Genomic DNA, 25,020 nt, shown 5'->3' on the forward strand with positions numbered 1-25,020 from the left:
GAGAGACCATGGCATTCACCCCTCATGGCAAGCATCTGATCGCGGGCGAGTGGATCGCCGGGGACGGGCATTTCACCTCGCGCCCCGCATCGGGACCGGCGCATGAATTCAGTTCCGGAACGTCCCGAATGGTTGATTGCGCGGCCAGGGCCGCAGAGGATGCGTTCTGGACGTTTGGCTACACCTCGCGCGAAGATCGCGCCGCGTTTCTTGATGCCATCGCCGACGAGATCGAGGCTCGGGCCGAACAGATCACCCTGATCGGCACGCAGGAAACCGGATTGCCAGCCGCCCGGCTGCAAGGAGAACGGGGACGCACCACGGGTCAACTGCGGCTGTTCGCGGCGCATATCCGCAAGGGCGACTATCTTGACCGCCGCCATGATACGTCACTGCCTGACCGCGAGCCGCTGCCGAGGCCGGATCTGCGGATGATCCAGCGTCCGATCGGCCCGGTTGCGGTATTCGGGGCCTCGAACTTTCCGCTGGCCTTTTCGACGGCGGGCGGCGACACCGCATCGGCGCTTGCTGCGGGTTGCCCTGTCGTCGTCAAGGGCCATCCCGCCCATCCCGGCACCGGTGAGATCGTGGCAGAAGCCATCGACGCCGCGATCCGCGGGACCGGAATGCCGGTGGGTAGTTTCAACTTCATCCACGGCGACAGCCACGAGGTCGGACAGGCGCTGGTCCAGCATCCCTTGATCCGGGCCGTGGGCTTCACGGGCAGTCTTGCTGGTGGCCGGGCGTTGTTTGACATGTGCGCCGCAAGGCCCGAGCCGATTCCGTTCTTCGGTGAACTGGGGTCGATCAACCCGATGTTCCTGTTGCCAAACGCGGTCGCTGCCCGTGGTGACGAGCTGGCGCGGGGCTGGGCCGGATCGCTGTCCATGGGGGCAGGGCAGTTCTGCACCAATCCCGGCATCGCGGTCATCCGCGCCGATCAGGCCGGGGAATTCGCCGCAGCAACCGTGGACGCACTTCGTGAGACGGGGCCGCAGGTGATGCTGAGCGATGGTATCGCAGAAGCCTTTGCGAAGGGGCGCGACCGGGTGAAGGGACGGTCGGCGGTGCTTGATCTGCTAAGCCAGCCCTGTGATCGCCGTCAGGCGACGCCGCAGCTTTACATGGTCGAAGCTGAGCACTGGCTGGAAGATCAGACCCTGGCGGAAGAGGTATTCGGCCCGCTTGGCCTGATCGTGACGGCGGCGGATGACGATCAGATTGTCGCGCTGGCCCACGCGTTCGAGGGGCAATTGACCGCAACGCTGCATCTGGACGACGCGGATGCTGCACTTGCTGCGCGCCTTCTGCCGGTTCTTGAACGCAAGGCCGGCCGCATACTTGCCAACGGCTTTCCGACCGGCGTCGAGGTCAGCGAAGCGATGGTGCATGGCGGCCCCTATCCGGCCAGCACCAATTTTGGCGCGACCAGTGTCGGGACGTTGGCGATCCGCCGCTTCCTGCGCCCGGTCTGTTTCCAGAACATCCCCGAGAGCCTGCTGCAAGACGACTTACGGGGTTGAACGTGCCTGTTTGAAATCAAAACACCAAGGGAGGATAACATGACTACCAACACACTGATGACGACGGTCGCCGCTTTGGCGATTTCTGCCACGGCCGCGATGGCCGAGGGTGAGACGATTGGCTTCTCGCAGATCGGATCGGAATCCGGCTGGCGCGCGGCGGAAACGACGCTGACCCGGAACCAGGCGGAAGAGCGGGGCTACCAACTGCAGTTCTCGGACGCGCAGCAGAAACAGGAAAATCAGATTGCGGCGATCCGATCCTTCATCGCGCAGGGCGTTGATGCTATCCTCTTGGCCCCGGTCGTCGCGACGGGCTGGGATTCCGTCCTGGAAGAGGCCAAGGAGGCCGAAATCCCGGTCGTCCTGCTGGACCGTCAGGTGGACAGCAGCGACGATCTTTACCTGACCGCGGTCGGATCGAATCTGGTCCACGAAGGCGAGGTTGCAGGTCAGTGGCTGGCCGATGCGGTGGGCGACAAGGAATGCCGCATCGTCGAATTGCAGGGCACAACCGGATCAAGCCCGGCCATCGACCGCAAGACCGGATTCGAGAATGCGATCAGCGGTCATGACAACCTGTCCATCGTTCGCAGCCAGACCGGCGATTTCACCCGCGCACAGGGCAAGGAAGTGATGGAAAGCTTCCTGCAGGCCGAGAATGGCGGTCAGGACATCTGCGCGCTGTATGCCCATAACGACGACATGGCCGTAGGCGCGATCCAGGCAATCAAGGAGGCCGGAATTGCGCCGGGCAAGGATATCCTTGTGGTGTCGATCGATGCGGTGCCCGACATCTTCAAGGCCATGGCTGACGGTGAAGCCAATGCAACGGTCGAACTGACCCCGAACATGGCAGGACCGGCCTTCGATGCGCTGGAGGCCTATTGGGCAGATGGCACCATGCCTGAAAAGTTCATCCAGACGGAATCGAAGCTGTATACCCAATCGGACGACCCGGCCGGGGAATACGAAGCGCGCAAGGATCTGGGCTACTAGGCCGAACATGCCGGGCTGTCTGATGGCGGCCCGGCATTCACCCGCGAGGTTCCGACATGCTTCTGTCCGTGCAGGCGATGACCAAGACCTTCCCCGGCACACGTGCGCTGGACGCGGTCGATTTCGACCTGCGGGCCGGAGAGGTTCATGCCCTTCTGGGCGAAAACGGCGCCGGGAAATCGACACTGATCAAGTGCCTGACGGGTGCCTATCATCGCGATGGCGGAACCGTGACGCTGGACGGGGCGCAGATCACGCCCCGTTCAACCGTCGAGGCGCAGGAGCTGGGGATCGGCACGGTCTATCAAGAGGTCAATCTGCTACCCAATTTGACCGTGGCGCAAAACCTGATGTTCGGCCGCGAACCGCGTCGCTGGGGACTGATCGACGGCCGCGCGGTGCGGGCCCGGGCACGCGAGGTGCTGACCAGCTATGGATTGGAGATCGACGTCGATCGTGATCTGGGCAGCTATTCGGTCGCGATCCAGCAGATCATCGCCATCGCGCGGGCCGTGTCGCTGTCGGGCAAGGTGCTGATCCTTGACGAACCGACCGCCAGTCTGGATGCCGCCGAGGTGCGGATGGTTTTTGACGTCGTGCGATCGCTGCGCGAACGGGGGCTGGGGATCGTTTTCGTATCGCATTTTCTGGATCAGGTGTTCGAACTGACTGATCGCGTGACGGTGCTGCGCAATGGCCAGAAGATCACGACCGAAAGCACCGCCGATCTGGACCGCGTCAGGCTGATCGAACATATGCTGGGCCGTGCGCTGGAGGTCGAGGTTTCGGACCAGTCCGCCGATGAGACCTATCACCGCAGGCCAGAGATGCTGTCCTTCCGGAACTTCGGTCGGCGAACTGTCGTCGAACCGTTTGACCTGGACGTGACCAAGGGCGAGGTCGTCGGCTTGGCGGGTCTGCTGGGATCGGGGCGGACGGAAAGCGCGGAACTGATGTTTGGTGTGCGTTCGGCCCAGACCGGCGAGGCGCGTGATCAGACGGGCAAGCTGGACCTGTCTGGTCCGCGCGCCGCCATCGCTGCCGGTTTCGGCTTCGCGCCCGAGGATCGCAAGACCGACGGCATCGTGGCGGATCTGTCGATCCGCAAGAACATCGTCCTTGGCCTGCAGGCGCGGCGGGGCTGGGCGCGGCCTATCGCCCGTGCCGAACAGAACCGGCTGGCCGACGATTACATCGCGCGGCTGGATATCCGCACCTCGGGACGCGAAAAGGCGATCGGGGACCTGTCGGGCGGCAATCAGCAAAAGGTCGTTCTGGCCCGCTGGCTGGCCATGAACCCGCGCTTTCTGATCCTTGATGAACCCACCCGCGGGATCGACGTCGGAGCGCATGCCGAAATCCTGCGCCTCATCCGCGAACTGACCCAAGCCGGCATGTCGGTCCTGGTCATCAGCAGCGAGATCGACGAACTGGTCGCCGTGGCCGACCGCGTGATCGTGGTTCGCGACCGACGCCATGTCGCGGAGTTGTCAGGCCGACGCGTCACCGGGGACGAGATCATGCGCGCCATTGCCAGCGACGACGAGGAAGGAGATGCGGCATGACCCTGCTGAGACGCATCGCGCCACAATTGATCGCGCTGGCCGCGCTGATCGTGCTGGTCTCGGTTTTCTTTCCCGGTTTCCTCAGCGTGCAGATCAATGACGGCCGCCTGGTCGGGCCGGTGATTGACGTGCTGAAACGCGGCGCGCCGGTGGCGTTGCTGTCGGTCGGCATGACGCTGGTCATTGCGACCCGTGGCATCGATCTGTCGGTGGGCGCGATCATGGCGATCTGCGGTGCGGTCTCTGCCGCCAGCATCGCGGGCGGCATGGGTTTGGGGCCGTCTCTGGCGGTGGGTCTGCTGGCGGGTGCGGCTGCGGGCCTGTGGAACGGCGCGCTGGTCGCCATCGTCGGGATCCAGCCCTTTGTCGCCACGCTGATCCTGATGACCATGGGTCGTGGCATCGCGCAGCTGATCACCGAGGGGCGCATCCTGACATTCACCGATTCGGGCTTTGCGTTTCTGGGATCTGGCACCGTTCTGGGCCTGCCGGTTCCGGCATGGTTATGGCTGTTGACCGGGGCAGGGGTCGCGGCCCTGATGCGGCGAACCGCGCTTGGCATGCTGATCGAGGCCACCGGCATCAACCGGCGTGCCAGCGCGCTGGCAGGCGTCAACGCGACGGTGCTGCTGATCGCAGTTTATGTTGCATCGGGCCTGTGTGCGGCGCTGGCGGGGATCATCGTGACCGCCGATATCCGCGGCGCGGATGCCAACAATGCCGGGCTGTGGCTGGAACTGGACGCGATCCTGGCGGTGGTTATCGGGGGAAATTCCTTGCTGGGCGGCCGGTTCTCGATCATCGCCTCGCTTCTGGGGGCGATGATCATCCAGACCATCGATACCGGAATCCTGCTGGCGGGGTTCCCGTCGGAATACAACCTCGTCATCAAGGCGGGGCTGGTACTGGTCATCCTTGTGCTGCAATCGCCGCGCATCGCGGCGGAATGGCGGCTGTGGCGCGAAAGCCAGCGCGCCAGCCGCGAAGTGCTGGCGCAACGGAGGCATTCATGAACACCCGCGCGCTTCCCCTGTACGCGACGATTGCGATCTTCCTGATCGCCTATCTGCTGTGCTGGCTGCAGTTCCCGAATATTCTGTCCACACGCGTCATCGGCAACCTGCTGACCGACAACGCCTATCTGGGAATCGTGGCGGTCGGGATGACGCTGGTGATCCTGTCGGGCGGGATCGACCTGTCGGTCGGATCCGTCATCGCCTTTTCCGGAGTGTTCATCGCCGTGGTGCTGCGTGACACATCGCTGCATCCGCTGCTGGTCTTCGCAATGCTGCTGGCAATCACGACCGCGTTTGGCGCGGCGATGGGGGTGTTGATCGACCGTCTGGCCATGCCCGCCTTCATAGTCACCCTGGCCGGCATGTTCCTGGCGCGGGGGGCTGCCTACATGCTGTCGATTGATTCCGTGCCGATCCAGCATCCGTTCTACAAGGCGTTGCAATCGACCTATTACCTGATGCCGGGCAAGGGGCGGTTGACCTTGATCGGCATGGTGATGGTGCTGACCGTGATCGTCGGCATGATCGTCGCCCACAAGACCCGTTTCGGCGCCTCGGTCTATGCGCTTGGCGGTGGCGAACAGACGGCGCGGCTGATGGGCGTCCGGCAGGGACGCACGACGATGCTTGTCTATGCGTTCTCGGGATTGATGGCGGGTCTGTCGGGGATCGTCTTTTCGATATATACCGGGTCTGGCTATTCGCTGGCCACTGTCGGCACCGAACTGACCGCCATCGCCGCGGTGGTGATCGGCGGCACTCTGCTGACGGGGGGCGCGGGCTACATGTTCGGCACGCTGGTCGGCGTGCTGACCATGGGGCTGATCCAGACCTACATCGTGTTCGACGGCAGCCTTTCCAGTTGGTGGACAAAGATCGTCATCGGCATCCTGCTGCTGGTTTTCATTCTGCTGCAGAAGGGTCTGCTGAAGCTGTCGCAATCCAGGCTTAGCGGAGCATCCTGATGATCCCGTTCGACACCCGTATCTGCGAACTGGGCGAAGGCCCGATCTGGCATCCGGCGCGCGAACAGTTCTTCTGGTTCGATATCCTGAACCGGCGCCTGCTGTCCCGCGATGCGGACGGTGCGCGGGAATGGCACTTTGACAGGATGGCATCTGCGGCGGGTTGGGTCGATCATGATCGTCTGCTGATCGCGACCGAAACCGGGCTGGCGATGATGGACCTGAGGGATGGTGATCTGCACGAGATTGCCCAGATCGAATCCGACAATCCCCAGACACGGTCGAATGACGGGCGCGCGGACCGGCAGGGTGGGTTCTGGATCGGAACCATGGGCAAGCAGGCGGAAGACGGCGCGGGCGCGATCTGGCGCTGGTACCGCGGCGAGCTGCGCAGGCTGGTCGAAAATATCACTATCCCGAACGCGATCTGCTTTTCGCCCGATGGTCGCGTCGCGCATTATGCCGACACGCGCGCGGGGAAGGTCTGGCGGCAGGCACTGGACAAGGACGGCTGGCCGCAGGGCGCGCCGGCGCTGTATCTGGATTGCGCGGCGATGGGGCTGAACCCTGATGGCGCGGTCATCGATTCCCATGGGGCGTTCTGCGTCGCCTGTTGGGGGGCGGGCGCGGTGATCCGCTTTGCGGCCGACGGCATGCGCATCGACCACTACGAGGTTGGCGGACGCCACAGCAGTTGCCCGGCCTTCGGCGGCCCGGACATGCGCGATCTGCTGGTGACGACCGCGCAGGAGGGTGTCAAGAACCCTGACGCGGCGCAGGGCCTTCCCTATCTTGTCCGCGCTGCCGTGCCCGGCCATCCCGAACCGCGCGTGATCCTGTGATGCAAATCTTCGGAACGCTGCCGGATGGGCGCGACGTGCACCGGATCAGCCTGCAGAGCGGAGGGCTGAGCGCGCAGGTGCTGACGTTGGGGGCGATCGTGCAGGATCTGCGGCTGGATGGGGTTGCCCATCCGCTGGTCCTGGGATGTCCGGACGTCGCCTCGTATCTGGGACCGGCGCGCTATTTCGGTGCCATCGTCGGGCGCTTCGCCAACCGGATCGGCGGCGGCCGCTTCACCATTGACGGGCGAGATTATCGCACCGATCCGAATTTTCTGGGCCGTCACACGCTGCATGGCGGCGCGGACGGCGCGGATGTCCAGATCTGGCAGGTCGAGGGGCAGGCCGATGATCACGTCATCATGGGCCTTACGATGGCCGACGGGCATATGGGATTCCCCGGCAATCTGCGCATCACGGTCTGGATCGCGCTGCATGAAGACGCGCTGGAAATCGTGCTGACCGCGGTGACGGATGCGCCGACGATCTGCAGTCTGGCACATCATGGGTTTTTCGATCTGGACGGGCAGGGTGACGTTCGCCGTCATGCGCTGATGATCGCCGCCGACCGCTATCTGCCGGTCGATTCCGACCTGATCCCGACAGGAGAGGCGGCGATGGTGACCGACACAGACTTCGATTTCCGCAAGAAACGGATGATCGGCATCACCGGCTATGACCACAATTTCTGCCTGTCCAATGGGCAGCAGCCTCTGCGCCCGGTCGCGCAGTTGACCGGTGAAGGCGGGCTGTCGATGGCGGTCGAAACGACGGCCTGCGGGCTGCAGCTGTATGATGGCGCGCATATCGACAGAATCGGCGGACTGGATGGCCGCCGCTATGGCCGTCATGCTGGACTGGCGCTGGAGACGCAGTTCTGGCCCGACGCGCCGAACCGGCCGGGCTTTGCCAGGCCGATCCTGCGACCCGGGCGCGAATATCAAGAAGTCACGCGTTATCGATTCGCGTGGTCCTAGCGATCAGTGCAGCCCCGCCAGATACAGGACCAGACCGGCCAATGCAGCGCAGGTCAACGTCGCCGCCATGCCAAGCCGCAAGGCAAAGACGGCCAGCAAAGACCCCAGCGAGAGCAGCGCGGCGGTGGGATCAAGCGACGAGGGCAGCGGCAACTCCATCCGCAGCGGGCCGGCCGTAACCAGTTCGGTCCGGGTCCCGATGACATGGATCGCGAACCAGATCGCAAGATTGGCGATCACGCCAACGACTGCCGCCGTGACCGCCGCCAGGGCCGATGCCAGCCGGTGATTGCGACGCAAGGTCTCCATGTACGGCGCGCCAAGAAAGATCCACGCGAAGCACGGCGCGAATGTCACCCAGGTTGCCAGAATCCCGCCCAAGGTTCCGGCCAGCAATGCACTGTCCCAGCCAGCCTCGCGAAAGGCGCCCATGAAGCCCACGAATTGCAGCACCATGATCAGCGGGCCGGGTGTCGTCTCGGCCATGCCCAGACCGTCCAGCATCTGCCCCGGCGCCAGCCAGCCATAGGTTCCGACCGCTTCCTGGGCGACCCAGGCCAGCACCGCATAAGCGCCGCCAAAGGTCAGCATGGCCAATTTCGAGAAGAACATTGCGATGTCGGTGAAGACGCTGTCGGGCGCGATCAGATACAGACCCGCAACCGGCAACAGCCACACGGCAAGCGCGACGATGGCTGCGCGCTGCGCCCCCAAGGACTGGTGTCGCGACAAGACATGTTCCTGCCCCAGGACCGTCCCTGCACCGTCCGCGTGCTCCGAATCCTGCGTTCCGGACCCTGTCGGCCTGCCAGGCACGAAGGCGGTCAGCCCCGCCGCTGCGCCCATATACCCAGCCAGCGCCGCAAGCGCGATCACCAGCGGAAACGGGGCGGCAAACAGGAAAAGCGACAGAAATGATGCCAATGCGATCAGACGCATCGCGGCATTGCCAAGCGCACGCCCGGCGATCTTCACCAAAGCCTGCACGACGATCGCAAGCACGGCGGCTTTCAGACCGAAGAACATGGCCTCGACGACCTCGACCTCACCGAAGACCACATAGACCCAGCTTAACAGCATGATCGCGGCGACGCCGGGCAGGATGAACATTATCCCCGCTATTAGCGCCCCCCGCACGCCATGCATCAGCCAGCCGATATAGGTCGCAAGCTGCTGCGCCTCGGGGCCGGGCAGCAGCATGCAGAAGTTCAGCGCATGCAGGAAGCGGTCATTGCCCAACCAGCGCTGCTCTTCGACAAGGATGCGATGCATCACCGAGATCTGCCCCGCCGGCCCGCCGAAACTGAGCGCCGCGATTCGTGCCCACACCATTGCGGCTTCCCCTGGGCTTGGGTGTGGCGGCGACGGTGAAGCGGTCATGGCGGCATCGTCTTTTCCAAGGGCCCAAGCAGCTGACGCGACCATCGTTGACTGACTGGCCACGGTCAATCCGCAAGTGTTTGTCCACTCTGGTCGAACAGTCAGCGCAAAGCGGCAGGCCTAATCGCGGACCGGCGCAGGAGTTATCTGGTTGCCATGACGCGAGACGCGCCGAACTTGAAAGGAAAAATCATGAAACGCTTTGCCATTGTATTGACCGCCCTTGGACTCGCCGCCGGTGCCGCTCAGGCCGCAGGTTTTGATCAGCCGCATAACAGCCCGGTTCGTCCGTTCACGGCCGAACAGACGGCTCAAGTCCGGGCCGACGAAGTTCTGTCGCCGCGCGAACTGAACCAACGAGACATCGCCCCCGACGCCGTGATCGAGGTGACCAGCTTTCCGTCGAGCGATCGCATTGATCCGCCGAGCCGGAACGACTGATCGTCCGACACCGACATTCCGGGACACGCGGCCGCGTCGAACCTGCAAGGGTTCGGCGCGGACTTTTCTTTTCGTGGATTTGGTTCCAATAAGGGCCCCCGCAAAGGGTCTTCGCATCAAGCTCTTCCGCCCCTTCAACGCCAGGAAAGAATCATGGATGTCGCAGTACTGCGTTGTTTTGTAAGTGTTCTGGAAGAGGGTGGCTTTGCACCGGCCGCCCGGCGCATAGGCATATCCAGAAGCCTGTGCAGCAAGTATATCTCGGATCTCGAAGCGGATCTGGGGACACGCCTGTTCACCCGCACCACACGTTCGGTCGTTCCCACCGCCGCGGGCACATTCTATGCCACGCGGGTGCGCGATGCGCTGCGTCGGCTGGATGAGGCGACCGAGGCCGTGCGTGCCGTGTCCGGAAACCCGGCAGGCCCGCTGAAGATCGGATCGCCCATCGCTTATACCTTGAAGATCCTGCAGCCACATCTGCTGCGGTTCATGGAAACCTATCCCGATATCCGGCTGGAGGTCGTGCTGGACGATGGCCGCACCGACCTGATTGGCGAGGGCTATGATGCCGTGATCCGGATTGGCCAGCTTGAGGATTCCATGCTGCTTGCCCGCCGCCTGCAGGAGGTCCCGGTGATGCTTGTCGCCGCGCCTGCCTATCTTGAAGCGGACGGCATCCCGCAAGAGCCCGCCGATCTTCTTCGGCACCGCTGCCTGCACTACAGCAACCTTCGCGGTGCCGGAACCTGGCCCATGCAGCGCGGCCGCGAGATGATCCACCAGCGGATTCAGCCGGTATTTTCCAGCAACAACGGCGAAATGCTGCGGGCGATGGCCGTTGGCGGAAAGGGCATCGCCATGCTGCCCCAGTTTGTAATTGGCGATGAGATCGAACAGGGACATCTGGTTTCGGTGCTTGAGGATTATCGGCTTCCGGATCTGCCGATCAGCCTGGTCTATCCGTCGCGCAAGCTGATCACCGCAGCGATGCGCCATTTTCTGGATTTCATGGAGAACGTGGATCTTAGACGATAGTCATCGCCGAACTTGCATCCTGTGCAGTCGTGGTGCGACAAGGCGGCATGGCACGAATAAATGAAGATAGTCCTGCGGATCGCCTGACGCGTCAGGGCATGGTCGCGATGGTTGCTGCGACGCTGCTTTTGCCGATTGGCGATGCGCTGTCGAAATTGCTGACCGGGATCGTGACGCCGTTCGATGTGACCGTTTGGCGGACAGTGATGCAGGCGATGTTCCTGATTCCAGTCGCGGTGCTGTTGCGCAATCGGCTGACCGGGGCGGTATTCTCGTGGCCCTCCCTGCTTTCGGGGGCGTTGATCTCGATCGCGATGTTCTCTCTGATCAGCGCCTTCCAGCAGATGCCGATCGCCACCGCGATCGCGATATTCTTCATCGAGCCGCTTCTGCTGACATTGCTTGCCGCGCCGCTTCTGGGCGAGGTGCCCGGACGGCGGAGACTGATCGCAGTCGGGATCGGCCTGATCGGCGCATTGATCGTGATCAGGCCAAATCTTGCCACCTTCGGTCCGGTTGCGCTGTGGCCTCTGGGGGCGGCGCTGGCGTTCGCGCTGAACATGATCGTGCTACGCACGGCGACACGGACCCGGTCGGCCCTGTCCGTCCAGATCGGCGCCACGATCTCGGCGGCGGTGCTGCTGATGGGCGTGCAGGTGTTGGCCGGCGTCGCCTTTGATCGGGCGATTCCCAATCCCTTCGACCTGCCGGCATGGGCGGTCGGTGCGCTGCTTGCTGCCGGGGCGCTGGCCGCAATCACTTTCGTGCTGATTGCCGTGGCGTTCAGCAAGGCCGAGGCGGGGCTGCTGGCGCCGTTCCAGTATCTTGAGATCGTCGGCGCCACGATCGTGGGATATCTGGTCTTCGGCGACCTTCCCGACGCGCTGACCTGGCTGGGAACGGCAATCATTCTGGGCGCCGGAATGTATGTCTTCTACCGAGAGCGTCAGAGCGGACGCGGCCTGACCGGCCAGCAATCCAGCTAGCCAGATGATTTGGCAGACTCGGCCGACTTGACATCGCTGCGTCGCGGGTTAAGAGGGCTGCGTCATGGGGCCGTAGCTCAGTTGGTAGAGCGCATCGTTCGCAATGATGAGGTCAGGGGTTCGATTCCCCTCGGCTCCACCAGACAGGATCATCTGAAAATATCGTAAATACCGCCGCTTGCACGTGGCTACGATGCCCTCGTTGCAGGTAGGCCGGGCCTAGCTTCTCAGGCCGGTGCGCTTCAGCAGTCCCTTGCGCTTTGCCTCGTAATAATAGCCTCGGGCATACCACATGACCGCATCATCCGGATCGCCTTCTGCTACCAGCCACGCGCCGCGCAGATACTTGACGCCGTATCGCAGGTTGGTGTCGGCCTCCAGCAGCCCCGACGCAGATCCACGATAGCCCATCGTCCGCGCCGTCTGTGGCAGGATCTGCATGAGGCCGTAATAGGGACCGTTGCGGGCATCGGGGCGGTGACGCGATTCGCGTATCACGACGCGCTGGACCAGCTCGGCCGGAACCTCGTAGTGGCGGGCCCAGAAATTGATCCGTGATCTGAGATAAGGGGTCTCGTTCGGATAAAGCCCGGACGCGCGCAACCCGGCACGAGTATCGCCCGATCCGGACCGTCCTGTGCCGCATGCGGCGAGGATCAGCGCAGCCATCAGCAAGCTGCGCCGACCCATGCGTTTGAGGCTGGCCGATGCGGCGCGGCGCGGGGGCATGGCCCCCGCAGGTCGATCAGACATGGATTGGACCGTCGCCGCAGGCCAGCGCGGCCTCGCGGACGGCTTCCGAAGTGGTCGGATGCGCGTGGCAGGTCAGGGCCAGATCTTCGGCCGCGGCGCCGAATTCCATCGCCACGCAGACTTCGTGGATCATCTCGCCCGCGTTCGGGCCGATGATATGACAGCCCAGAATCCGGTCGGTTTCCGCGTCCGCGATCAGCTTCACGAACCCGTCGGCCTGCATCATGGCCTTTGCGCGGGCGTTGCCCATGAACGGAAACTTGCCAATCTTGACCTTGCGGCCGGCGTCTTTCGCGGCCGCTTCGGTCATGCCGACATTGGCGACCTCGGGGGTGGTGTAGATCACGCCGGGGATCACGTCGTAATTCACATGGCCATGCTTTCCGGCGATCACCTCGGCCACGGCCATGCCTTCATCCTCGGCCTTGTGGGCCAGCATGGGGCCGGGAACGCAGTCACCGATCGCATATACGCCCTTGACGCTGGTTGCCCAGTGTTCGTCGATCTTGATGAAACCACGATCGGTCATCTGCACGCCCAGGGCGTCAAGGCCCAGCCCATCCACCTGCGGACGGCGGCCGGTGGCAACCAGTACGCAGTCGGTGTCGATGCTGTGCTCGCTGTCGTCCTTTTTCAGGCTATAGGCGATCCGCGCCTTGCCCTTTGCCGCTTCGGCGGATTTCACCGCCGCGCCAAGGATGAATTTCAGGCCCTGCTTGGTCAGTATCTTCTGAAACTGCTTCTGCACCTCGGCATCCATGCCCGGGGTGATCTCGTCAAGATATTCGACCACGGTCACCTCGGCGCCCAGACGGGCATAGACCGAACCCAGTTCAAGCCCGATCACACCAGCGCCGATCACCACCATGGATTTCGGGATCTTCGGCAGCGAGAGCGCGCCGGTCGAATCCACGATGACGCCGCCCGCATTGTCGACCTCGACGCCCTTCAGCTTGGCCGGGTCCGACCCGGTGGCGATGACGACATTCGTCGCCTCGTGCACTTTGTCGCCGACCTTCACCTTTCCCGGCGCCTCGATGCTGGCCCAACCCTTGAGCCAGTCGATCTTGTTCTTCTTGAACAGGAATTCGATGCCCTTGGTGTTGCCCGAGACGGTTTCCGCCTTGTAGCCCTGCATCTTGGTCCAATCGACCTTCACCTTGGCGCCGGTCAGGCCCATGCGGTCGAAATTCTCGTGCGATTCGTGCAGCATGTGGCTGGCGTGCAGCAGTGCCTTGGAAGGGATGCAGCCCACGTTCAGGCAGGTTCCGCCAAGCGTCTCGCGGCCCTCGACGCAGGCGACTTTCAGGCCCAACTGGGCGGCGCGGATGGCGCAGACATAGCCGCCGGGGCCGGCGCCGATCACGATCAGGTCATACATGTTTCATGTCCCTTCTTTCAGTGGCGGCAGACGGATTTTTCGCATCCCGCGCCGGGTCGTCGGATCAAGCCGGTCTAGAACAGGCTTGCGAGAATCATCAGCAGTGTGGCCGCGAAACCGACCGCCCAGATGAAGGACCGCCACGGAACCCAGCCCAGCACATAGGCTGGCACATAGACAATCCGGGCGATCAGATAGGCCCACGCGCAGGCCGCGGTGAATGCAGACGCCGCGTCACCCAAAGTGACGACGACGACCGCCAGCGTAAACATGACAAGACCCTCAAAATGGTTATTTAGGGCCCTTTGCAGTCGGCCTGCCGTGCCGGTCAGGGCGGGCGGGTTGTCGCGAGTTCCCATCGCGACCTTGGGCCCGACCTGCCGGTTGGCCGCGATGGAAAAGCCCGCGAACTGAGCCACTTGCAGAAGCCCGGCCAAGGCCAGAACGGTAAGTTCGGTGGTCATCATCAGGCGGTCTCGACGAAATGGAAGCTGGTGGCGGTGACGCCAGCCTGCGAGTTGAATACGGCTGCCGCGCCGTCCAGATAGTTGCGCGCCGCCTTGGCGTCCCGGATGTCGAACAGCGCCCAGGCGCTGCCGTCATTTTCGTGCCACAATTGCAGCAGCGCCAGTCCGTTATTGCCGCGATCCTCGGCATCGGCATCGAAAGCGGTCTTGAAGGCGGCGTAGTCACCGATCGAATAATGGGCGATCATCTGCATGTCTTGGTCCTGCCTTTCGGGTGAACGAGGCTGAGTATCCCCTGCCTTCCGACCAACGGTTCCGGGGCGCGGATGGTTGCCTGAGGACGCCGACCACGAAGCGTCTCCTGTTGCGCAACGGCAGCGTGCGTTGCGCGCACGGAGCATGTTCCCGTGCGTGGGTCACAGCGCCTGCGATTGCTGGGATTTTCGCCGCACAGGGAATGCGCCGCGCGTGCACCGCGGGTGCACAACGCGTACACAGCTTGCGCGCGTTGCGCGGCCGTTTCGTGCGTATCCGCACAAACCGTCGCGCTGCGGTCAGTATCTGTGCGAAAACCCATGATCGACCTCGGGGCGGTGCAGGACAAGGACGGCGTGATACCGTTGCCGCGCGCCACGTCCCTTGCAGGCACGGCGCGCGGCGCCGGGATTACAGATCCATCAGCAGGCGGCGCGGATCTTCCAGCGCCTCCTTGACGCGCACGAGGAAGGTCACGGCGCCCTTGCCGTCCACGATGCGGTGATCGTAGCTGAGGGCCAGATACATCATCGGACGGATCACGATCTCGCCGCCGACGACCATCGGACGTTCCTGGATCTTGTGCATGCCCAGAATGCCCGACTGCGGCGGGTTCAGAATCGGCGAGGACATCAGCGAACCATAGACACCACCATTCGAGATGGTGAAGGTTCCGCCCTGCATCTCGGCCATCGACAGCTTGCCGTCGCGGCCCTTGGCGCCCAGTTCACCGATTTCTTTCTCGATCTCGGCGAAGCTTTTCTGGTCGGCATCCTTGACGACCGGCACCACCAGACCCGAGGGCGTGCCGACGGCAACACCCATGTTGACATAGTTCTTGTAGACCACATCGGTGCCGTCGATCTCGGCATTGACCTCGGGCACTTCTTTCAGCGCGTGGCAGCAGGCCTTAACGAAGAACGACATGAAGCCCAGCTTGACCTTGTGCTTCTTTTCGAACGCGTCCTTGTATTCGTTGCGCAGACCCATGACGCCGGACATGTCGGCTTCGTTATACGTGGTCAGCATCGCAGCGGTGTTCTGCGCGTCCTTCAGGCGCCGCGCGATGGTCTGGCGCAGGCGGGTCATCTTGACGCGCTCCTCGCGCGCCGCATCCTCGGGCTTGGACGGAGCGCGGGCGGCGGCCGGCGCGGATTTCGGTGCCGACGAGGCCTTGGCCACGTCTTCCTTCATCACGCGGCCATCGCGGCCCGATCCTTCGACCTGATCGCGGCTGACGCCTTTCTCGGCCATCGCCTTCTTGGCCGAGGGCGCATCCTCGAAGTCCTTGGCGTCGGCTTCGGAACGTGGGGTCATCTCTTCGGGTCCGGCGTCGGTGGCCTTCTCGTCGGGCGTCGCGGCGGCGGGCCTGCCTGCCGACGCACCTTCGCTGATGACGGCCAGTTTCGCCTTAGCGTCCACAGTCGCGCCTTCCTCGGCCACGATTTCGGCCAGCACGCCGGCAGCCGGAGCGGGAACTTCGACCGACACCTTGTCGGTTTCCAGTTCGCACAGCATCTCGTCGGCCTCGACCTGATCGCCGACCTTCTTGAACCAGGTCGCGACGGTGGCCTCGGTGACGCTTTCACCAAGCGCCGGCACCATCACGTCAACGGAATTGCCGCTCATGTCCTTCTGTCCCTCCGGGCTTTCTGTGGCCTTGTTGTCGGCCTGCGGTTTTTCGGTCTTTTTCGGGGCGTCGCCAGAGGCGGCGCCGGCTTCGTCGATCTGGGCCAGCAGCGCGTCCGGTGCGACCGTCTCGCCTTCGGCGGCGACGATCTCGGCCAGGACGCCTGCGGCGGGGCTGGGCACCTCGACCGTGACCTTGTCGGTTTCCAGCTCGCACAGCATTTCATCGACCTCGACGGAATCGCCCGGTTTCTTGAACCAGGTCGCGACGGTCGCCTCGGTGACGGATTCGCCCAGTGTAGGCACGCGGACTTCGGTGGTCATCGGATCATCCTTCGATATCGAGCGCTTCGTTCACCAGCGCTTCCTGTTCGGCCTTGTGGCGCGAGGCCAGTCCGGTCGCGGGCGATGCGGCGGCGTTGCGGCCCACATAACGTGCGCGAGAATGTTTGGATCCAAGCCGTTCCAGCACCCATTCCAGATACGGATCGACAAAGGTCCAGCCGCCCTGATTCTTGGGCTCTTCCTGGCACCAGATCACCTCGGCCTGCTTGAAGCGGCCCAGTTCCTTCACCATCGCCTGGGCGGGGAAGGGGTAGAACTGTTCCAGACGCAGCAGATAGATATCGGTGATGCCGGCTTCGTCGCGCGCCTTCAGCAGGTCGTAATAGACCTTGCCCGAACAGATCACGACGCGCTTGATCTTGTCGTCGTGGTCCAGCTTGGTGTCCGACAATCCGCGCTGCGCGTCGTCCCACAGGATCCGGTGGAAGGTCGATCCGGTCTGGAATTCCTCGGCCTTGCTGATCGCCAAGGGGTGACGCAGCAGGGATTTGGGTGTCATCAGCACCAGCGGCTTGCGGAAGCCGCGATGCAACTGACGGCGCAGGATGTGGAAATAGTTCGCGGGCGTCGTGCAGTTGGCGACGATCCAGTTATCCTCGGCGCATTGCTGCAGGAAGCGTTCCAGACGGGCAGAGCTGTGTTCAGGCCCCTGGCCTTCGAAACCGTGGGGCAGCAGCATCACCAGACCGGACATGCGCAGCCATTTCTTTTCGCCCGACGAGATGAACTGGTCGAACATGATCTGCGCCCCGTTGGCGAAGTCGCCGAACTGCGCTTCCCACAGGGTCAGGGTGTTCGGCTCGGCCAGCGAATAGCCATACTCGAAACCCAGCACCGCGTATTCCGACAACATGCTGTCGATCACCTCGTAGCGGCCTTGGCCTTCGGCGATGTTGTTCAGCGGGTAGTAGCGATCCTCGGTCTTTTGGTCGATGATCGCCGAATGGCGCTGGCTGAAGGTGCCGCGGGTGCTGTCCTGACCGGCCAGCCGGACCCGGTGACCTTCAAGCAGCAGCGATCCGAAGGCCAGTGCCTCGCTGGTGGCCCAGTCGAAGCCCTCGCCGGTCTCGAACATCTTGCGCTTGGCTTCCAGCAGGCGGCCGACCGTCTTGTGCAGCCCGACGCCTTCGGGGGCGGTCGTCAGCGCCCGGCCGATCTGTGTCATGTCCGATTCCGGGATGCCGGTCTCGCCGCGGATATATTCGGCGCCCTCGCGTTCGATGCCCGACCATTTGCCGTCCAGCCAGTCGGCCTTGTTCGGCTTGTAGTTCTTGCCGATCTCGAATTCTTCGTTGAGATGGGCCTGGAAGGCGGCCTTCATGTCATCGATTTCGCCCTCGGGGATCAGCCCGTCGGCGACCAGCCGGTCGGTATAGAGCTGCAGGGTCGTCTTGTGGCCCTTGATCTTGGTGTACATGGCCGGGTTGGTGAACATCGGCTCGTCGCCCTCGTTATGGCCGAAGCGACGATAACAGAAGATGTCCAGCACCACGTCCTTGTGGAACTTCTGGCGGAATTCGGTGGCCACGCGGGCAGCGTGGACGACCGCCTCGGGGTCGTCGCCGTTGACGTGGAAGATCGGCGCCTCGACCATCAGCGCGATGTCGGTCGGATAGGGCGAGGTCCGGCTGAAATGCGGCGCGGTGGTGAAGCCGATCTGGTTGTTCACGACGATATGGATCGTGCCGCCGGTGCGGTGGCCGCGAATGCCCGACAATTGCAGGCATTCCGCGACGACGCCCTGACCCGCGAAGGCCGCGTCGCCATGCAGAAGGATCGGCAGCACGGCGGTCCGCTCGGACTGATCGTCCAGCTGGTCCTGCTTGGCGCGTGCCTTGCCCAGAACGACGGGGTTGACTGCCTCCAGGTGGCTGGGGTTTGCAGTCAGCGACAGGTGGACATTGTTGCCGTCGAATTCGCGGTCCGAGCTGGCGCCGAGATGGTATTTCACGTCGCCGGACCCGTCCACGTCCTCGGGCTTGAAGCTGCCGCCCTGGAATTCGTGGAAGATCGCCCGATATGGCTTGGACAGCACGTTGGCCAGAACCGACAGGCGGCCGCGATGCGGCATTCCGATGACGATATCCTTCACGCCCAGGGCGCCGCCGCGCTTGATGATCTGTTCCATCGCGGGGATCAGCGCCTCGCCGCCATCAAGGCCGAACCGCTTGGTGCCCATGTATTTCACATGCAGGAATTTCTCGAATCCCTCGGCCTCGACCAGCTTGTTCAGAATGGCGCGGCGGCCGTTCTGGGTGAAGGCGATTTCCTTGCCGTACCCCTCGATCCGTTCCTTCAGCCAGGCGGCTTCCTCGGGGTTCGAGATATGCATGTATTGCAGTGCGAAGGTGCCGCAATAGGTGCGGCTCATCAGGTCGGTGATCTGCCGGATCGTGGCGATTTCCAGGCCCAGCACGTTGTCGATGAAGATCGGCCGGTCCAGATCATCGGGTCCGAACCCGTAGGTCGAGGGGTTCAACTCGCCATGGTCCGGGACGTCGCGCAGACCCAGCGGATCCAGCTTGGCGTGAAGATGACCCCTGATCCGGAAGGCCCGGATCAGCATCAGCGCGCGAATGCTGTCCAGCACCGCCTGGCGCATCTGCTGGGTGGTCATCTCGACGCCCTTGTCCGCCGCCTTCCGGGCGATCTTGCGGATCGCGGCGTCGGCGTCGGCCTTGTCGGCTTGCGGCCATTCGCCGGTCAGCGCGGCAAGGTTGTCGTCGCTTGGCGCGGGCGGCCAGTCCGACCGTTTCCAGCTGGCGCCTTCGGCCTCGCGCACGGCATCGGCTTCGGGATCGCCCAGGCCACGGAAGAATTCGTCCCAGGCCTGATCGACGGCGGCGGGATCCTTGGCCCACTGGCCGTAAAGCTGTTCCACCCAGGCCGCGTTGTGGCCCTGAAGGAATGACGAATCGTGGAATTCAGAGTTCTTGGGTTGGTCGGTCATGGGCTCATCCCCGGTTCAGGGTCAGGAAATCAGGCACAGGTAATGTCGATGATGGCCGCGCCGGGATCCGAATAGGGATCGAGGCGCGGGATTCGGTCGATGCCGGCGACGGCGCGGCGTTCCAGCCCGCATAGCGCGCTTGCGGCGCGCCTGTCGGCATTCACGGGCGCACGGGCGGGGTGATAGATCAGCCGCCAGCCGTAATCGCGACGGGCGACGGTGCGCACCGAGTCGGGGGGCAGGGTGCTGGCCTGATGCAGGTCGGTCCGGGCGGGGATGCCGCCGGGCAGGATCAGGTCGGTCATGCGGTCGCCGCAGGCGCCCAGAGTCAGAAGCGCGGCCAGTGACAGCGGGGCGGCTCTGCCGCAGCCGACCGCCGTGCGCGTCGCCGCGCTGCGGGCCGGGTCGGGCTCTGGTTCCTGCTGGCTCAATTCCTGCCTCGCGCGGTGGGTGTCCCGCGCCCCATACTTAGGTGGGGCGCGCGGGGTGTCAAATCATCAGCCCTTGATGGCCTTCAGCACGGCTTCGCCGAGACCGGCGGGGCTGTCGGCGACGACGATCCCGGCCTTCTTCATGGCCTCGATCTTCGATTCCGCGTCGCCCTTGCCGCCCGACACGATCGCACCGGCATGGCCCATGCGGCGGCCCGGAGGCGCCGTGCGGCCGGCGATGAAGCCGGCGGTGGGCTTCCATTTGCCCTTCTTCTTCTGCTCGGCCAGGAATTCGGCGGCTTCCTCTTCGGCCGAACCGCCGATCTCGCCGATCATGATGATCGATTCGGTTTCGTCGTCATCCAGGAACATCCGCAGCACGTCGATATGTTCCATCCCCTTGATCGGGTCGCCACCGATGCCGACGGCGCTGGACTGACCCAGACCCACGTCGGTGGTCTGCTTGACCGCCTCGTAGGTCAGCGTGCCCGAGCGCGAGACGACGCCGACGCTGCCGCGCTGGAAGATGCTGCCCGGCATGATGCCGATCTTGCATTCGTCGGGGGTCATGATGCCGGGGCAGTTCGGGCCGATCAGGCGGCTGGCGCTGCCTTCCAGGGCGCGCTTGACGCGCATCATGTCCAGAACCGGAATGCCCTCGGTGATCGCGACGATCAGGGGGATTTCCGCGTCGATGGCTTCCAGGATCGAATCCGCCGCGAACGGGGGCGGGACATAGATCGCGCTGGCGGTCGCGCCGGTCTTGGCGACGGCCTCGTGGACGCTGTTGAAGACAGGCATGTCCAGATGTTCGGTGCCGCCCTTGCCGGGCGTGACGCCGCCGACCATCTGCGTGCCGTAGGCGATCGCCTGTTCGGTGTGGAAGGTGCCCTGGGACCCGGTGATCCCCTGGCAGATTACTTTGGTATTCTTATCAACGAGAACGGCCATTTTTTGGCTCCTCAGTAAATTTCATTCCCTACGTGATCGCCTATCAACCTGGGCGAAGCAGTCGCCTCAGCCCCCTAGGATTCGACCAAGAAATAGAGACCTTGCGGAGTATCAGCGAATTGGAACTTGGCCGTCCGCGACGGTGTCTTGACCGTATAAACGAACATTCCGCCTCCTTCGATCGTGCCTCCATTTCGCGCAGCATACGCTCGAGCCAGGGCCTCAACTTCGGCCTCGCCATTGGGAGCCTTGCCTGACGACGATGTCACCATGCACCCTCGACGACGGGTGTCATATTGGACGCCGACGTCTTCGCCGGAAGTGTCACCGCCGAGTTTCAGCGTACCCAAAGCGGGCATCGGAGCGCTTTTGAAATAGGCGTTCGCCAGATCGACACCGTCAGTCGCCTCGCCAATGCTCGTGACGCAGAACTGGTCAAAGCGTTGAGCTGCCAAACTCATGCTCTGCCTGTCGACATTCGCAGCCTCTGGAGGCGGAGCAACAGCCGGCGCGCCTCCGCACGCCGCCACGATCAGCGGCATCGCCAGGAATCCAAGCTTCATCGAAGTGCTCATCCTCTGACCGCTTTCACAATCTTCTCGGCCGCATCCGACAGGTCGTCGGCCGAGGTCACGTTCAGGCCGCTTTCGCTGATGATCTGCTTGCCTTTTTCGACATTCGTGCCTTCCAGGCGCACGACCAGCGGAACCTGCAATCCGACATCCTTCACGGCGGCGACGATGCCTTCGGCGATAATGTCGCAGCGCATGATGCCGCCGAAGATGTTGACCAGGATGCCTTTGACGTTCTGGTCGCTGGTGATGATCTTGAACGCCTCGGTGACCTTTTCCTTGGTCGCGCCGCCGCCCACGTCAAGGAAGTTGGCGGGTTCGGCGCCATACAGCTTGATGATGTCCATCGTGGCCATCGCAAGGCCCGCGCCGTTCACCATGCAGCCGATCTCGCCGTCCAGGGCGATATAGTTCAGGTCGAACTTGGACGCCGCCAGCTCCTTGCTGTCTTCCTCGGTCTCGTCGCGCAGCGCCATGATGTCAGAATGGCGATACAGCGCGTTGTTGTCGAAACCCATCTTCGCATCGAGGCATTTCAGGTTGCCGTCGGTGGTCACGATCAGCGGGTTGATCTCCAGCATCTCCATGTCCTTCTCGATGAACATGCGATACAGGTTCCGGATCAGTGCCACGCATTGCTTGACCTGCTGGCCCGAAAGTCCCAGCGCGAAGGCCACGCGGCGGCCGTGGAAATCCGACAGGCCCGAGGCCGGATCGACACTGAAGCTGACGATCTTTTCCGGGGTCGAGGCCGCGACTTCCTCGATATCCATGCCGCCTTCGGTCGAGGCGACGAAGCTGACGCGGCTGGTCTGGCGATCGACCAGCAGCGCAAGATACAGCTCGCGTTCGATGTCGCTGCCGTCCTCGATATAGATGCGGTTGACCTGCTTGCCGGCCGGGCCGGTCTGGTGGGTGACAAGGGTGCGGCCCAGCATCTGACGGGTCAGTTCCTCGGCCTCGGCCACCGATTTGGCCAGCCGGACACCGCCTTTTTCACCGGCAGCAGCTTCCTTGAAGCTGCCCTTGCCGCGGCCGCCCGCATGGATCTGGGCCTTGACGACCCAAAGCGGGCCGTCCATTTCGCCGGCTGCCGATTTCGCCTCGTCGGCCTTCATCACCACGCGGCCATCGCTGACCGGCGCGCCGTACTGACGCAGCAGCGCCTTGGCCTGATATTCGTGGATGTTCATCGCGACCCCCTTATCGGTTCTGCAGATTTGCGGGTGTATTGGCACAAACTGGCATGGCGGCGAAACGATTTCCCGGTAAAAATGTCAAAACCGGCAGGAACCCGCATATTGTGATCACAGGCGGAAATGCCGTGATCACAAAGCGTGGGGTTGGGCGGGGCTGATCTGATTCGCAGGCGTGCAAAGCAAAAAAAACGGCGCACCAAAGGGCGCGCCGTTTTCAGTCGTGTCAGTCGTCCGGGGGAGGCGCCCGGGATCAGGCCAGGCTGCTGTCGATGCCCTTGCAGGCTTCGACCAGGCCTTTGACGGCGTCGATGGACTTGTCCAGCATCGCCTGTTCGTCCTTGTCCAGCTTGATGTCGATGACCTTCTCGATGCCGCTGGCGCCGATCACGGTCGGCACGCCGACATAGATCCCCTTCAGTCCGTAGGCGCCATCGACATGCGCCGCGCAGGGCAGCACGCGTTTCTGGTCCTTCAGATAGGCCTCGGCCATCTCGATGGCGCTGGTCGCGGGGGCATAGAAGGCGCTGCCGGTCTTCAGCAGGCCGACGATCTCGGCGCCGCCGTCGCGGGTGCGCTGGACGATGGCGTCCAGATTGTCCTGCGTGGTCCAGCCCATCTTGACCAGGTCGGGCAGCGGGATGCCCGCCACCGTCGAATAACGGGTCAGAGGCACCATGGTGTCGCCGTGGCCGCCCAGCACGAAGGCCGACACGTCCTTCATGGAGACGCCGAATTCCAGCGACAGGAAATGCCGGAAGCGGGCCGAATCCAGCACGCCGGCCATGCCGCAGACCTTGTTCGCGGGCAGGCCCGAGAATTTCTGCAGCGCCCAGACCATCGCGTCCAGCGGGTTGGTGATGCAGATGACGAAGGCGTCGGGGGCGTGTTTGGCGATTCCTTCGCCCACCGATTTCATGACCTTGAGGTTGATCCCCAGAAGGTCGTCGCGGCTCATGCCCGGCTTGCGCGGCACGCCTGCGGTGACGATGCAGACATCGGCGCCCGCGATGTCGGCATAGTCGTTGGTGCCCTTCAGCGCCGCGTCAAACCCCTCGGCGGGGCCGGATTCCGCGATGTCCAGCGCCTTGCCCTGCGGCGTGCCTTCGGCGATGTCGAACAGGATCACGTCGCCCAGTTCCTTCATCGCGGCCAGATGTGCCAGCGTTCCGCCGATCTGCCCCGCACCGATCAGTGCGATTTTGGGTCGGGCCATGGATAACCTCCGATTTCAAGGATGATTGTTGCGCGGTGGTTAGAACTTTGCGCAACGAATCGCAAGCCTCACGCGCTGCACCGCGGCGCTGATGGCCCTAACACTTGCCCCGCGGTGCGCGTCCCTGCGCGGCGTCAACTTTATTGTTGGGTGAATTCAGACCAACTTGGCGTGGCGTGCGTGGCCGATGCCGCACTGCGGCGAAATTCTCCTTGCCATTTCTGACGCAGCACGGCAGTTTCGCGCAAGAAAATTTCCCGGAGGTGTTCATGGCCCGCCCGTATCGGTCCGTCCTGTATATTCCCGCCGCCAATGCCCGCGCCATGGAGAAGGCGCAGGGTCTGCCCGCCGACGCCATCATCTTCGATCTGGAAGATGCCGTTTCACCCGGCGAGAAATCGGCGGCGCGCGATGCGCTTAAGGTGGCTTTGACCGGGGATTATGGCCCGCGGGCGCGGATCGTCCGGATCAACGCGCTGGACAGCGCATGGGGCGAAGACGACGCAAGGCTCTGTGCAGGGCTGGACGGTTATGCCGATGCGGTGCTGATTCCCAAGGTCGATTCCGCCGCCGATCTGGACAAGGTCGCTGCGTTGATTCCTGACACCCCGCTGTGGGCGATGATGGAAACCCCGCTGGGGATGCTGAATGCCGCAGGGATCGCGGCCCATCCGCGTCTGGCCGGAATGGTGATGGGCACCAATGATCTGGCCAAGGAACTGAACAGCCGCTTTCGCGCGGATCGTTTGCCGATGCAGGCAGGGCTTGGCCTGTGCCTGCTGGCAGCGAAAGCCCATGGCAAGCTGATCGTGGACGGCGTGTTCAATGCGTTTCGCGACGAGGACGGGCTGCGGGCCGAATGTGAACAGGGCCGCGACATGGGCTTTGACGGCAAGACGCTGATCCACCCCGCGCAACTGGCCATTGCCAATGAATGCTTCGCGCCGACCGAAGCCGAGGTCGACCTGGCGCGGCGGCAGATCGACGCGTTCGAGCAGGCGTCAGCCGAGGGCAGGGGGGTCGCCGTCGTCGATGGCAAGATCGTCGAGAATCTGCATGTGGAGACGGCCCGCACGACACTTGACCGCGCGCAGGCGATTGCGGCGATGGCCGGATAAGGGCAGGGTGAGCACGATTCACGT

Annotated in this window: 23 protein-coding genes and 1 tRNA gene; 12 read left to right on the plus strand and 12 right to left on the minus strand. The window is 63.5% G+C overall.

The genetic code is table 11. From position 1 onward, the window contains the following. The first annotated feature begins 8 nt into the window (after nt 1-8). Genes MU516_RS04490 through MU516_RS04520 form a run of 7 tightly spaced genes read left to right on the plus strand, consistent with a single transcriptional unit; the run spans nt 9 to nt 7,887 of the window. Entirely contained in the window at nt 9-1,523 is a 1,515-nt protein-coding gene (locus MU516_RS04490; RefSeq protein ID WP_260275999.1) for an aldehyde dehydrogenase (NADP(+)), read from the plus strand. A gap of 39 nt (nt 1,524-1,562) precedes the next feature. Beyond that, nucleotides 1,563-2,522: a galactofuranose ABC transporter, galactofuranose-binding protein YtfQ gene (gene ytfQ, locus MU516_RS04495; protein ID WP_260276000.1), complete on the plus strand. Its 960-nt coding sequence runs from the start codon at nt 1,563-1,565 to the stop codon at nt 2,520-2,522. A gap of 56 nt (nt 2,523-2,578) precedes the next feature. After that, nucleotides 2,579-4,087, plus strand: coding sequence for a sugar ABC transporter ATP-binding protein (locus MU516_RS04500; RefSeq protein WP_260276002.1), 1,509 nt, complete (start codon nt 2,579-2,581; stop codon nt 4,085-4,087). Continuing rightward, complete coding sequence (locus MU516_RS04505) at nt 4,084-5,100, plus strand: ABC transporter permease (RefSeq protein WP_260276003.1); 1,017 nt, start codon at nt 4,084-4,086, stop codon at nt 5,098-5,100. The genes MU516_RS04500 and MU516_RS04505 overlap by 4 nt, the downstream gene beginning before the upstream one ends. Then, nucleotides 5,097-6,068 (plus strand): galactofuranose ABC transporter, permease protein YjfF, encoded by a 972-nt coding sequence (yjfF, locus tag MU516_RS04510; RefSeq protein ID WP_260276004.1) that lies wholly within the window; start codon nt 5,097-5,099, stop codon nt 6,066-6,068. Before MU516_RS04505 ends, yjfF begins: the two co-directional genes overlap by 4 nt. Beyond that, nucleotides 6,068-6,910 (plus strand): SMP-30/gluconolactonase/LRE family protein, encoded by an 843-nt coding sequence (locus tag MU516_RS04515; RefSeq protein ID WP_260276005.1) that lies wholly within the window; start codon nt 6,068-6,070, stop codon nt 6,908-6,910. Before yjfF ends, MU516_RS04515 begins: the two co-directional genes overlap by 1 nt. Next, complete coding sequence (locus tag MU516_RS04520) at nt 6,910-7,887, plus strand: aldose epimerase family protein (RefSeq protein WP_260276006.1); 978 nt, start codon at nt 6,910-6,912, stop codon at nt 7,885-7,887. Before MU516_RS04515 ends, MU516_RS04520 begins: the two co-directional genes overlap by 1 nt. Before the next feature lie 3 nt (nt 7,888-7,890). Here MU516_RS04520 and chrA read toward each other — a convergent pair whose 3' ends face one another. Continuing rightward, the gene (gene chrA, locus MU516_RS04525; RefSeq protein ID WP_260276007.1) at nt 7,891-9,219 is read right to left on the minus strand and encodes a chromate efflux transporter; all 1,329 of its coding nucleotides are present in this window, start codon (nt 9,217-9,219) and stop codon (nt 7,891-7,893) included. Nucleotides 9,220-9,459: 240 nt separating this feature from the next. Here chrA and MU516_RS04530 point away from each other — a divergent pair, with 240 nt between their 5' ends. The 4 genes from MU516_RS04530 to MU516_RS04545 all read left to right on the plus strand — a co-directional run bounded on the left by MU516_RS04530 (nt 9,460) and on the right by MU516_RS04545 (nt 11,874). Then, nucleotides 9,460-9,708: a hypothetical protein gene (locus MU516_RS04530; RefSeq protein ID WP_260276008.1), complete on the plus strand. Its 249-nt coding sequence runs from the start codon at nt 9,460-9,462 to the stop codon at nt 9,706-9,708. A gap of 153 nt (nt 9,709-9,861) precedes the next feature. Beyond that, nucleotides 9,862-10,746: a LysR family transcriptional regulator gene (locus tag MU516_RS04535; RefSeq protein WP_260276009.1), complete on the plus strand. Its 885-nt coding sequence runs from the start codon at nt 9,862-9,864 to the stop codon at nt 10,744-10,746. 47 nt (nt 10,747-10,793) lie between these two features. Continuing rightward, nucleotides 10,794-11,732, plus strand: coding sequence for a DMT family transporter (locus MU516_RS04540; protein ID WP_260276010.1), 939 nt, complete (start codon nt 10,794-10,796; stop codon nt 11,730-11,732). Nucleotides 11,733-11,798: 66 nt separating this feature from the next. Further along, nucleotides 11,799-11,874: transfer RNA gene (locus MU516_RS04545), tRNA-Ala, on the plus strand. Between the two features lie 77 nt (nt 11,875-11,951). Here the strand turns inward: MU516_RS04545 and MU516_RS04550 are convergent. The 11 genes from MU516_RS04550 to mdh all read right to left on the minus strand — a co-directional run bounded on the left by MU516_RS04550 (nt 11,952) and on the right by mdh (nt 23,878). After that, the gene (locus MU516_RS04550; protein WP_425606810.1) at nt 11,952-12,422 is read right to left on the minus strand and encodes a transglycosylase SLT domain-containing protein; all 471 of its coding nucleotides are present in this window, start codon (nt 12,420-12,422) and stop codon (nt 11,952-11,954) included. Nucleotides 12,423-12,477: 55 nt separating this feature from the next. Continuing rightward, nucleotides 12,478-13,866, minus strand: a complete 1,389-nt coding sequence (gene lpdA, locus MU516_RS04555) for a dihydrolipoyl dehydrogenase (RefSeq protein WP_260276013.1) — start codon at nt 13,864-13,866, stop codon at nt 12,478-12,480. Nucleotides 13,867-13,940: 74 nt separating this feature from the next. Next, on the minus strand, nt 13,941-14,330 hold the full coding sequence (locus MU516_RS04560; RefSeq protein WP_260276015.1) for an MAPEG family protein: 390 nt from the start codon (nt 14,328-14,330) through the stop codon (nt 13,941-13,943). A 2-nt stretch (nt 14,331-14,332) separates the two neighbouring features. Beyond that, nucleotides 14,333-14,587 (minus strand): hypothetical protein, encoded by a 255-nt coding sequence (locus tag MU516_RS04565; RefSeq protein ID WP_260276016.1) that lies wholly within the window; start codon nt 14,585-14,587, stop codon nt 14,333-14,335. Nucleotides 14,588-14,999: 412 nt separating this feature from the next. Then, nucleotides 15,000-16,541, minus strand: a complete 1,542-nt coding sequence (odhB, locus tag MU516_RS04570; protein ID WP_260276017.1) for a 2-oxoglutarate dehydrogenase complex dihydrolipoyllysine-residue succinyltransferase — start codon at nt 16,539-16,541, stop codon at nt 15,000-15,002. A 4-nt stretch (nt 16,542-16,545) separates the two neighbouring features. Beyond that, entirely contained in the window at nt 16,546-19,512 is a 2,967-nt protein-coding gene (locus MU516_RS04575) for a 2-oxoglutarate dehydrogenase E1 component (protein WP_260276018.1), read from the minus strand. Between the two features lie 29 nt (nt 19,513-19,541). After that, nucleotides 19,542-19,943 (minus strand): hypothetical protein, encoded by a 402-nt coding sequence (locus MU516_RS04580; protein WP_209055122.1) that lies wholly within the window; start codon nt 19,941-19,943, stop codon nt 19,542-19,544. A 66-nt stretch (nt 19,944-20,009) separates the two neighbouring features. Further along, entirely contained in the window at nt 20,010-20,894 is an 885-nt protein-coding gene (gene sucD, locus MU516_RS04585) for a succinate--CoA ligase subunit alpha (RefSeq protein ID WP_260276019.1), read from the minus strand. Between the two features lie 74 nt (nt 20,895-20,968). Further along, nucleotides 20,969-21,457, minus strand: coding sequence for a hypothetical protein (locus tag MU516_RS04590; RefSeq protein ID WP_260276021.1), 489 nt, complete (start codon nt 21,455-21,457; stop codon nt 20,969-20,971). Nucleotides 21,458-21,465: 8 nt separating this feature from the next. Further along, nucleotides 21,466-22,659, minus strand: coding sequence for an ADP-forming succinate--CoA ligase subunit beta (gene sucC, locus MU516_RS04595; RefSeq protein WP_260276022.1), 1,194 nt, complete (start codon nt 22,657-22,659; stop codon nt 21,466-21,468). Nucleotides 22,660-22,915: 256 nt separating this feature from the next. Next, on the minus strand, nt 22,916-23,878 hold the full coding sequence (gene mdh / locus MU516_RS04600; protein WP_260276023.1) for a malate dehydrogenase: 963 nt from the start codon (nt 23,876-23,878) through the stop codon (nt 22,916-22,918). A 269-nt stretch (nt 23,879-24,147) separates the two neighbouring features. On the opposite strand from mdh, the gene MU516_RS04605 reads away from it, so the two are divergent. Further along, complete coding sequence (locus tag MU516_RS04605) at nt 24,148-24,996, plus strand: HpcH/HpaI aldolase/citrate lyase family protein (protein WP_260276024.1); 849 nt, start codon at nt 24,148-24,150, stop codon at nt 24,994-24,996. Nucleotides 24,997-25,020 lie beyond the last annotated feature (24 nt).

This window comes from Paracoccus maritimus (assembly GCF_025195095.1).
In the GTDB taxonomy this organism is placed as follows: Bacteria; Pseudomonadota; Alphaproteobacteria; order Rhodobacterales; family Rhodobacteraceae; genus Paracoccus; species Paracoccus maritimus.

Excerpts from the sequence above, each read along its gene's own strand:
- MU516_RS04550 (WP_425606810.1), bottom strand. The coding sequence starts at position 12,422 with ATGGGTCGGCGCAGCTTGCTGATGGCTGCGCTGATCCTCGCCGCATGC.
- MU516_RS04490 (WP_260275999.1), top strand. The coding sequence starts at position 9 with ATGGCATTCACCCCTCATGGCAAGCATCTGATCGCGGGCGAGTGGATC.
- MU516_RS04560 (WP_260276015.1), bottom strand. The coding sequence starts at position 14,330 with ATGACCACCGAACTTACCGTTCTGGCCTTGGCCGGGCTTCTGCAAGTG.
- MU516_RS04535 (WP_260276009.1), top strand. The coding sequence starts at position 9,862 with ATGGATGTCGCAGTACTGCGTTGTTTTGTAAGTGTTCTGGAAGAGGGT.
- MU516_RS04540 (WP_260276010.1), top strand. The coding sequence starts at position 10,794 with ATGGCACGAATAAATGAAGATAGTCCTGCGGATCGCCTGACGCGTCAG.
- odhB (WP_260276017.1), bottom strand. The coding sequence starts at position 16,541 with ATGACCACCGAAGTCCGCGTGCCTACACTGGGCGAATCCGTCACCGAG.
- MU516_RS04530 (WP_260276008.1), top strand. The coding sequence starts at position 9,460 with ATGAAACGCTTTGCCATTGTATTGACCGCCCTTGGACTCGCCGCCGGT.
- MU516_RS04575 (WP_260276018.1), bottom strand. The coding sequence starts at position 19,512 with ATGACCGACCAACCCAAGAACTCTGAATTCCACGATTCGTCATTCCTT.
- MU516_RS04590 (WP_260276021.1), bottom strand. The coding sequence starts at position 21,457 with ATGAAGCTTGGATTCCTGGCGATGCCGCTGATCGTGGCGGCGTGCGGA.
- chrA (WP_260276007.1), bottom strand. The coding sequence starts at position 9,219 with ATGGTGTGGGCACGAATCGCGGCGCTCAGTTTCGGCGGGCCGGCGGGG.
- MU516_RS04500 (WP_260276002.1), top strand. The coding sequence starts at position 2,579 with ATGCTTCTGTCCGTGCAGGCGATGACCAAGACCTTCCCCGGCACACGT.
- sucC (WP_260276022.1), bottom strand. The coding sequence starts at position 22,659 with ATGAACATCCACGAATATCAGGCCAAGGCGCTGCTGCGTCAGTACGGC.
- MU516_RS04520 (WP_260276006.1), top strand. The coding sequence starts at position 6,910 with ATGCAAATCTTCGGAACGCTGCCGGATGGGCGCGACGTGCACCGGATC.
- mdh (WP_260276023.1), bottom strand. The coding sequence starts at position 23,878 with ATGGCCCGACCCAAAATCGCACTGATCGGTGCGGGGCAGATCGGCGGA.
- ytfQ (WP_260276000.1), top strand. The coding sequence starts at position 1,563 with ATGACTACCAACACACTGATGACGACGGTCGCCGCTTTGGCGATTTCT.
- yjfF (WP_260276004.1), top strand. The coding sequence starts at position 5,097 with ATGAACACCCGCGCGCTTCCCCTGTACGCGACGATTGCGATCTTCCTG.
- MU516_RS04605 (WP_260276024.1), top strand. The coding sequence starts at position 24,148 with ATGGCCCGCCCGTATCGGTCCGTCCTGTATATTCCCGCCGCCAATGCC.
- MU516_RS04515 (WP_260276005.1), top strand. The coding sequence starts at position 6,068 with ATGATCCCGTTCGACACCCGTATCTGCGAACTGGGCGAAGGCCCGATC.
- sucD (WP_260276019.1), bottom strand. The coding sequence starts at position 20,894 with ATGGCCGTTCTCGTTGATAAGAATACCAAAGTAATCTGCCAGGGGATC.
- lpdA (WP_260276013.1), bottom strand. The coding sequence starts at position 13,866 with ATGTATGACCTGATCGTGATCGGCGCCGGCCCCGGCGGCTATGTCTGC.
- MU516_RS04505 (WP_260276003.1), top strand. The coding sequence starts at position 4,084 with ATGACCCTGCTGAGACGCATCGCGCCACAATTGATCGCGCTGGCCGCG.
- MU516_RS04565 (WP_260276016.1), bottom strand. The coding sequence starts at position 14,587 with ATGCAGATGATCGCCCATTATTCGATCGGTGACTACGCCGCCTTCAAG.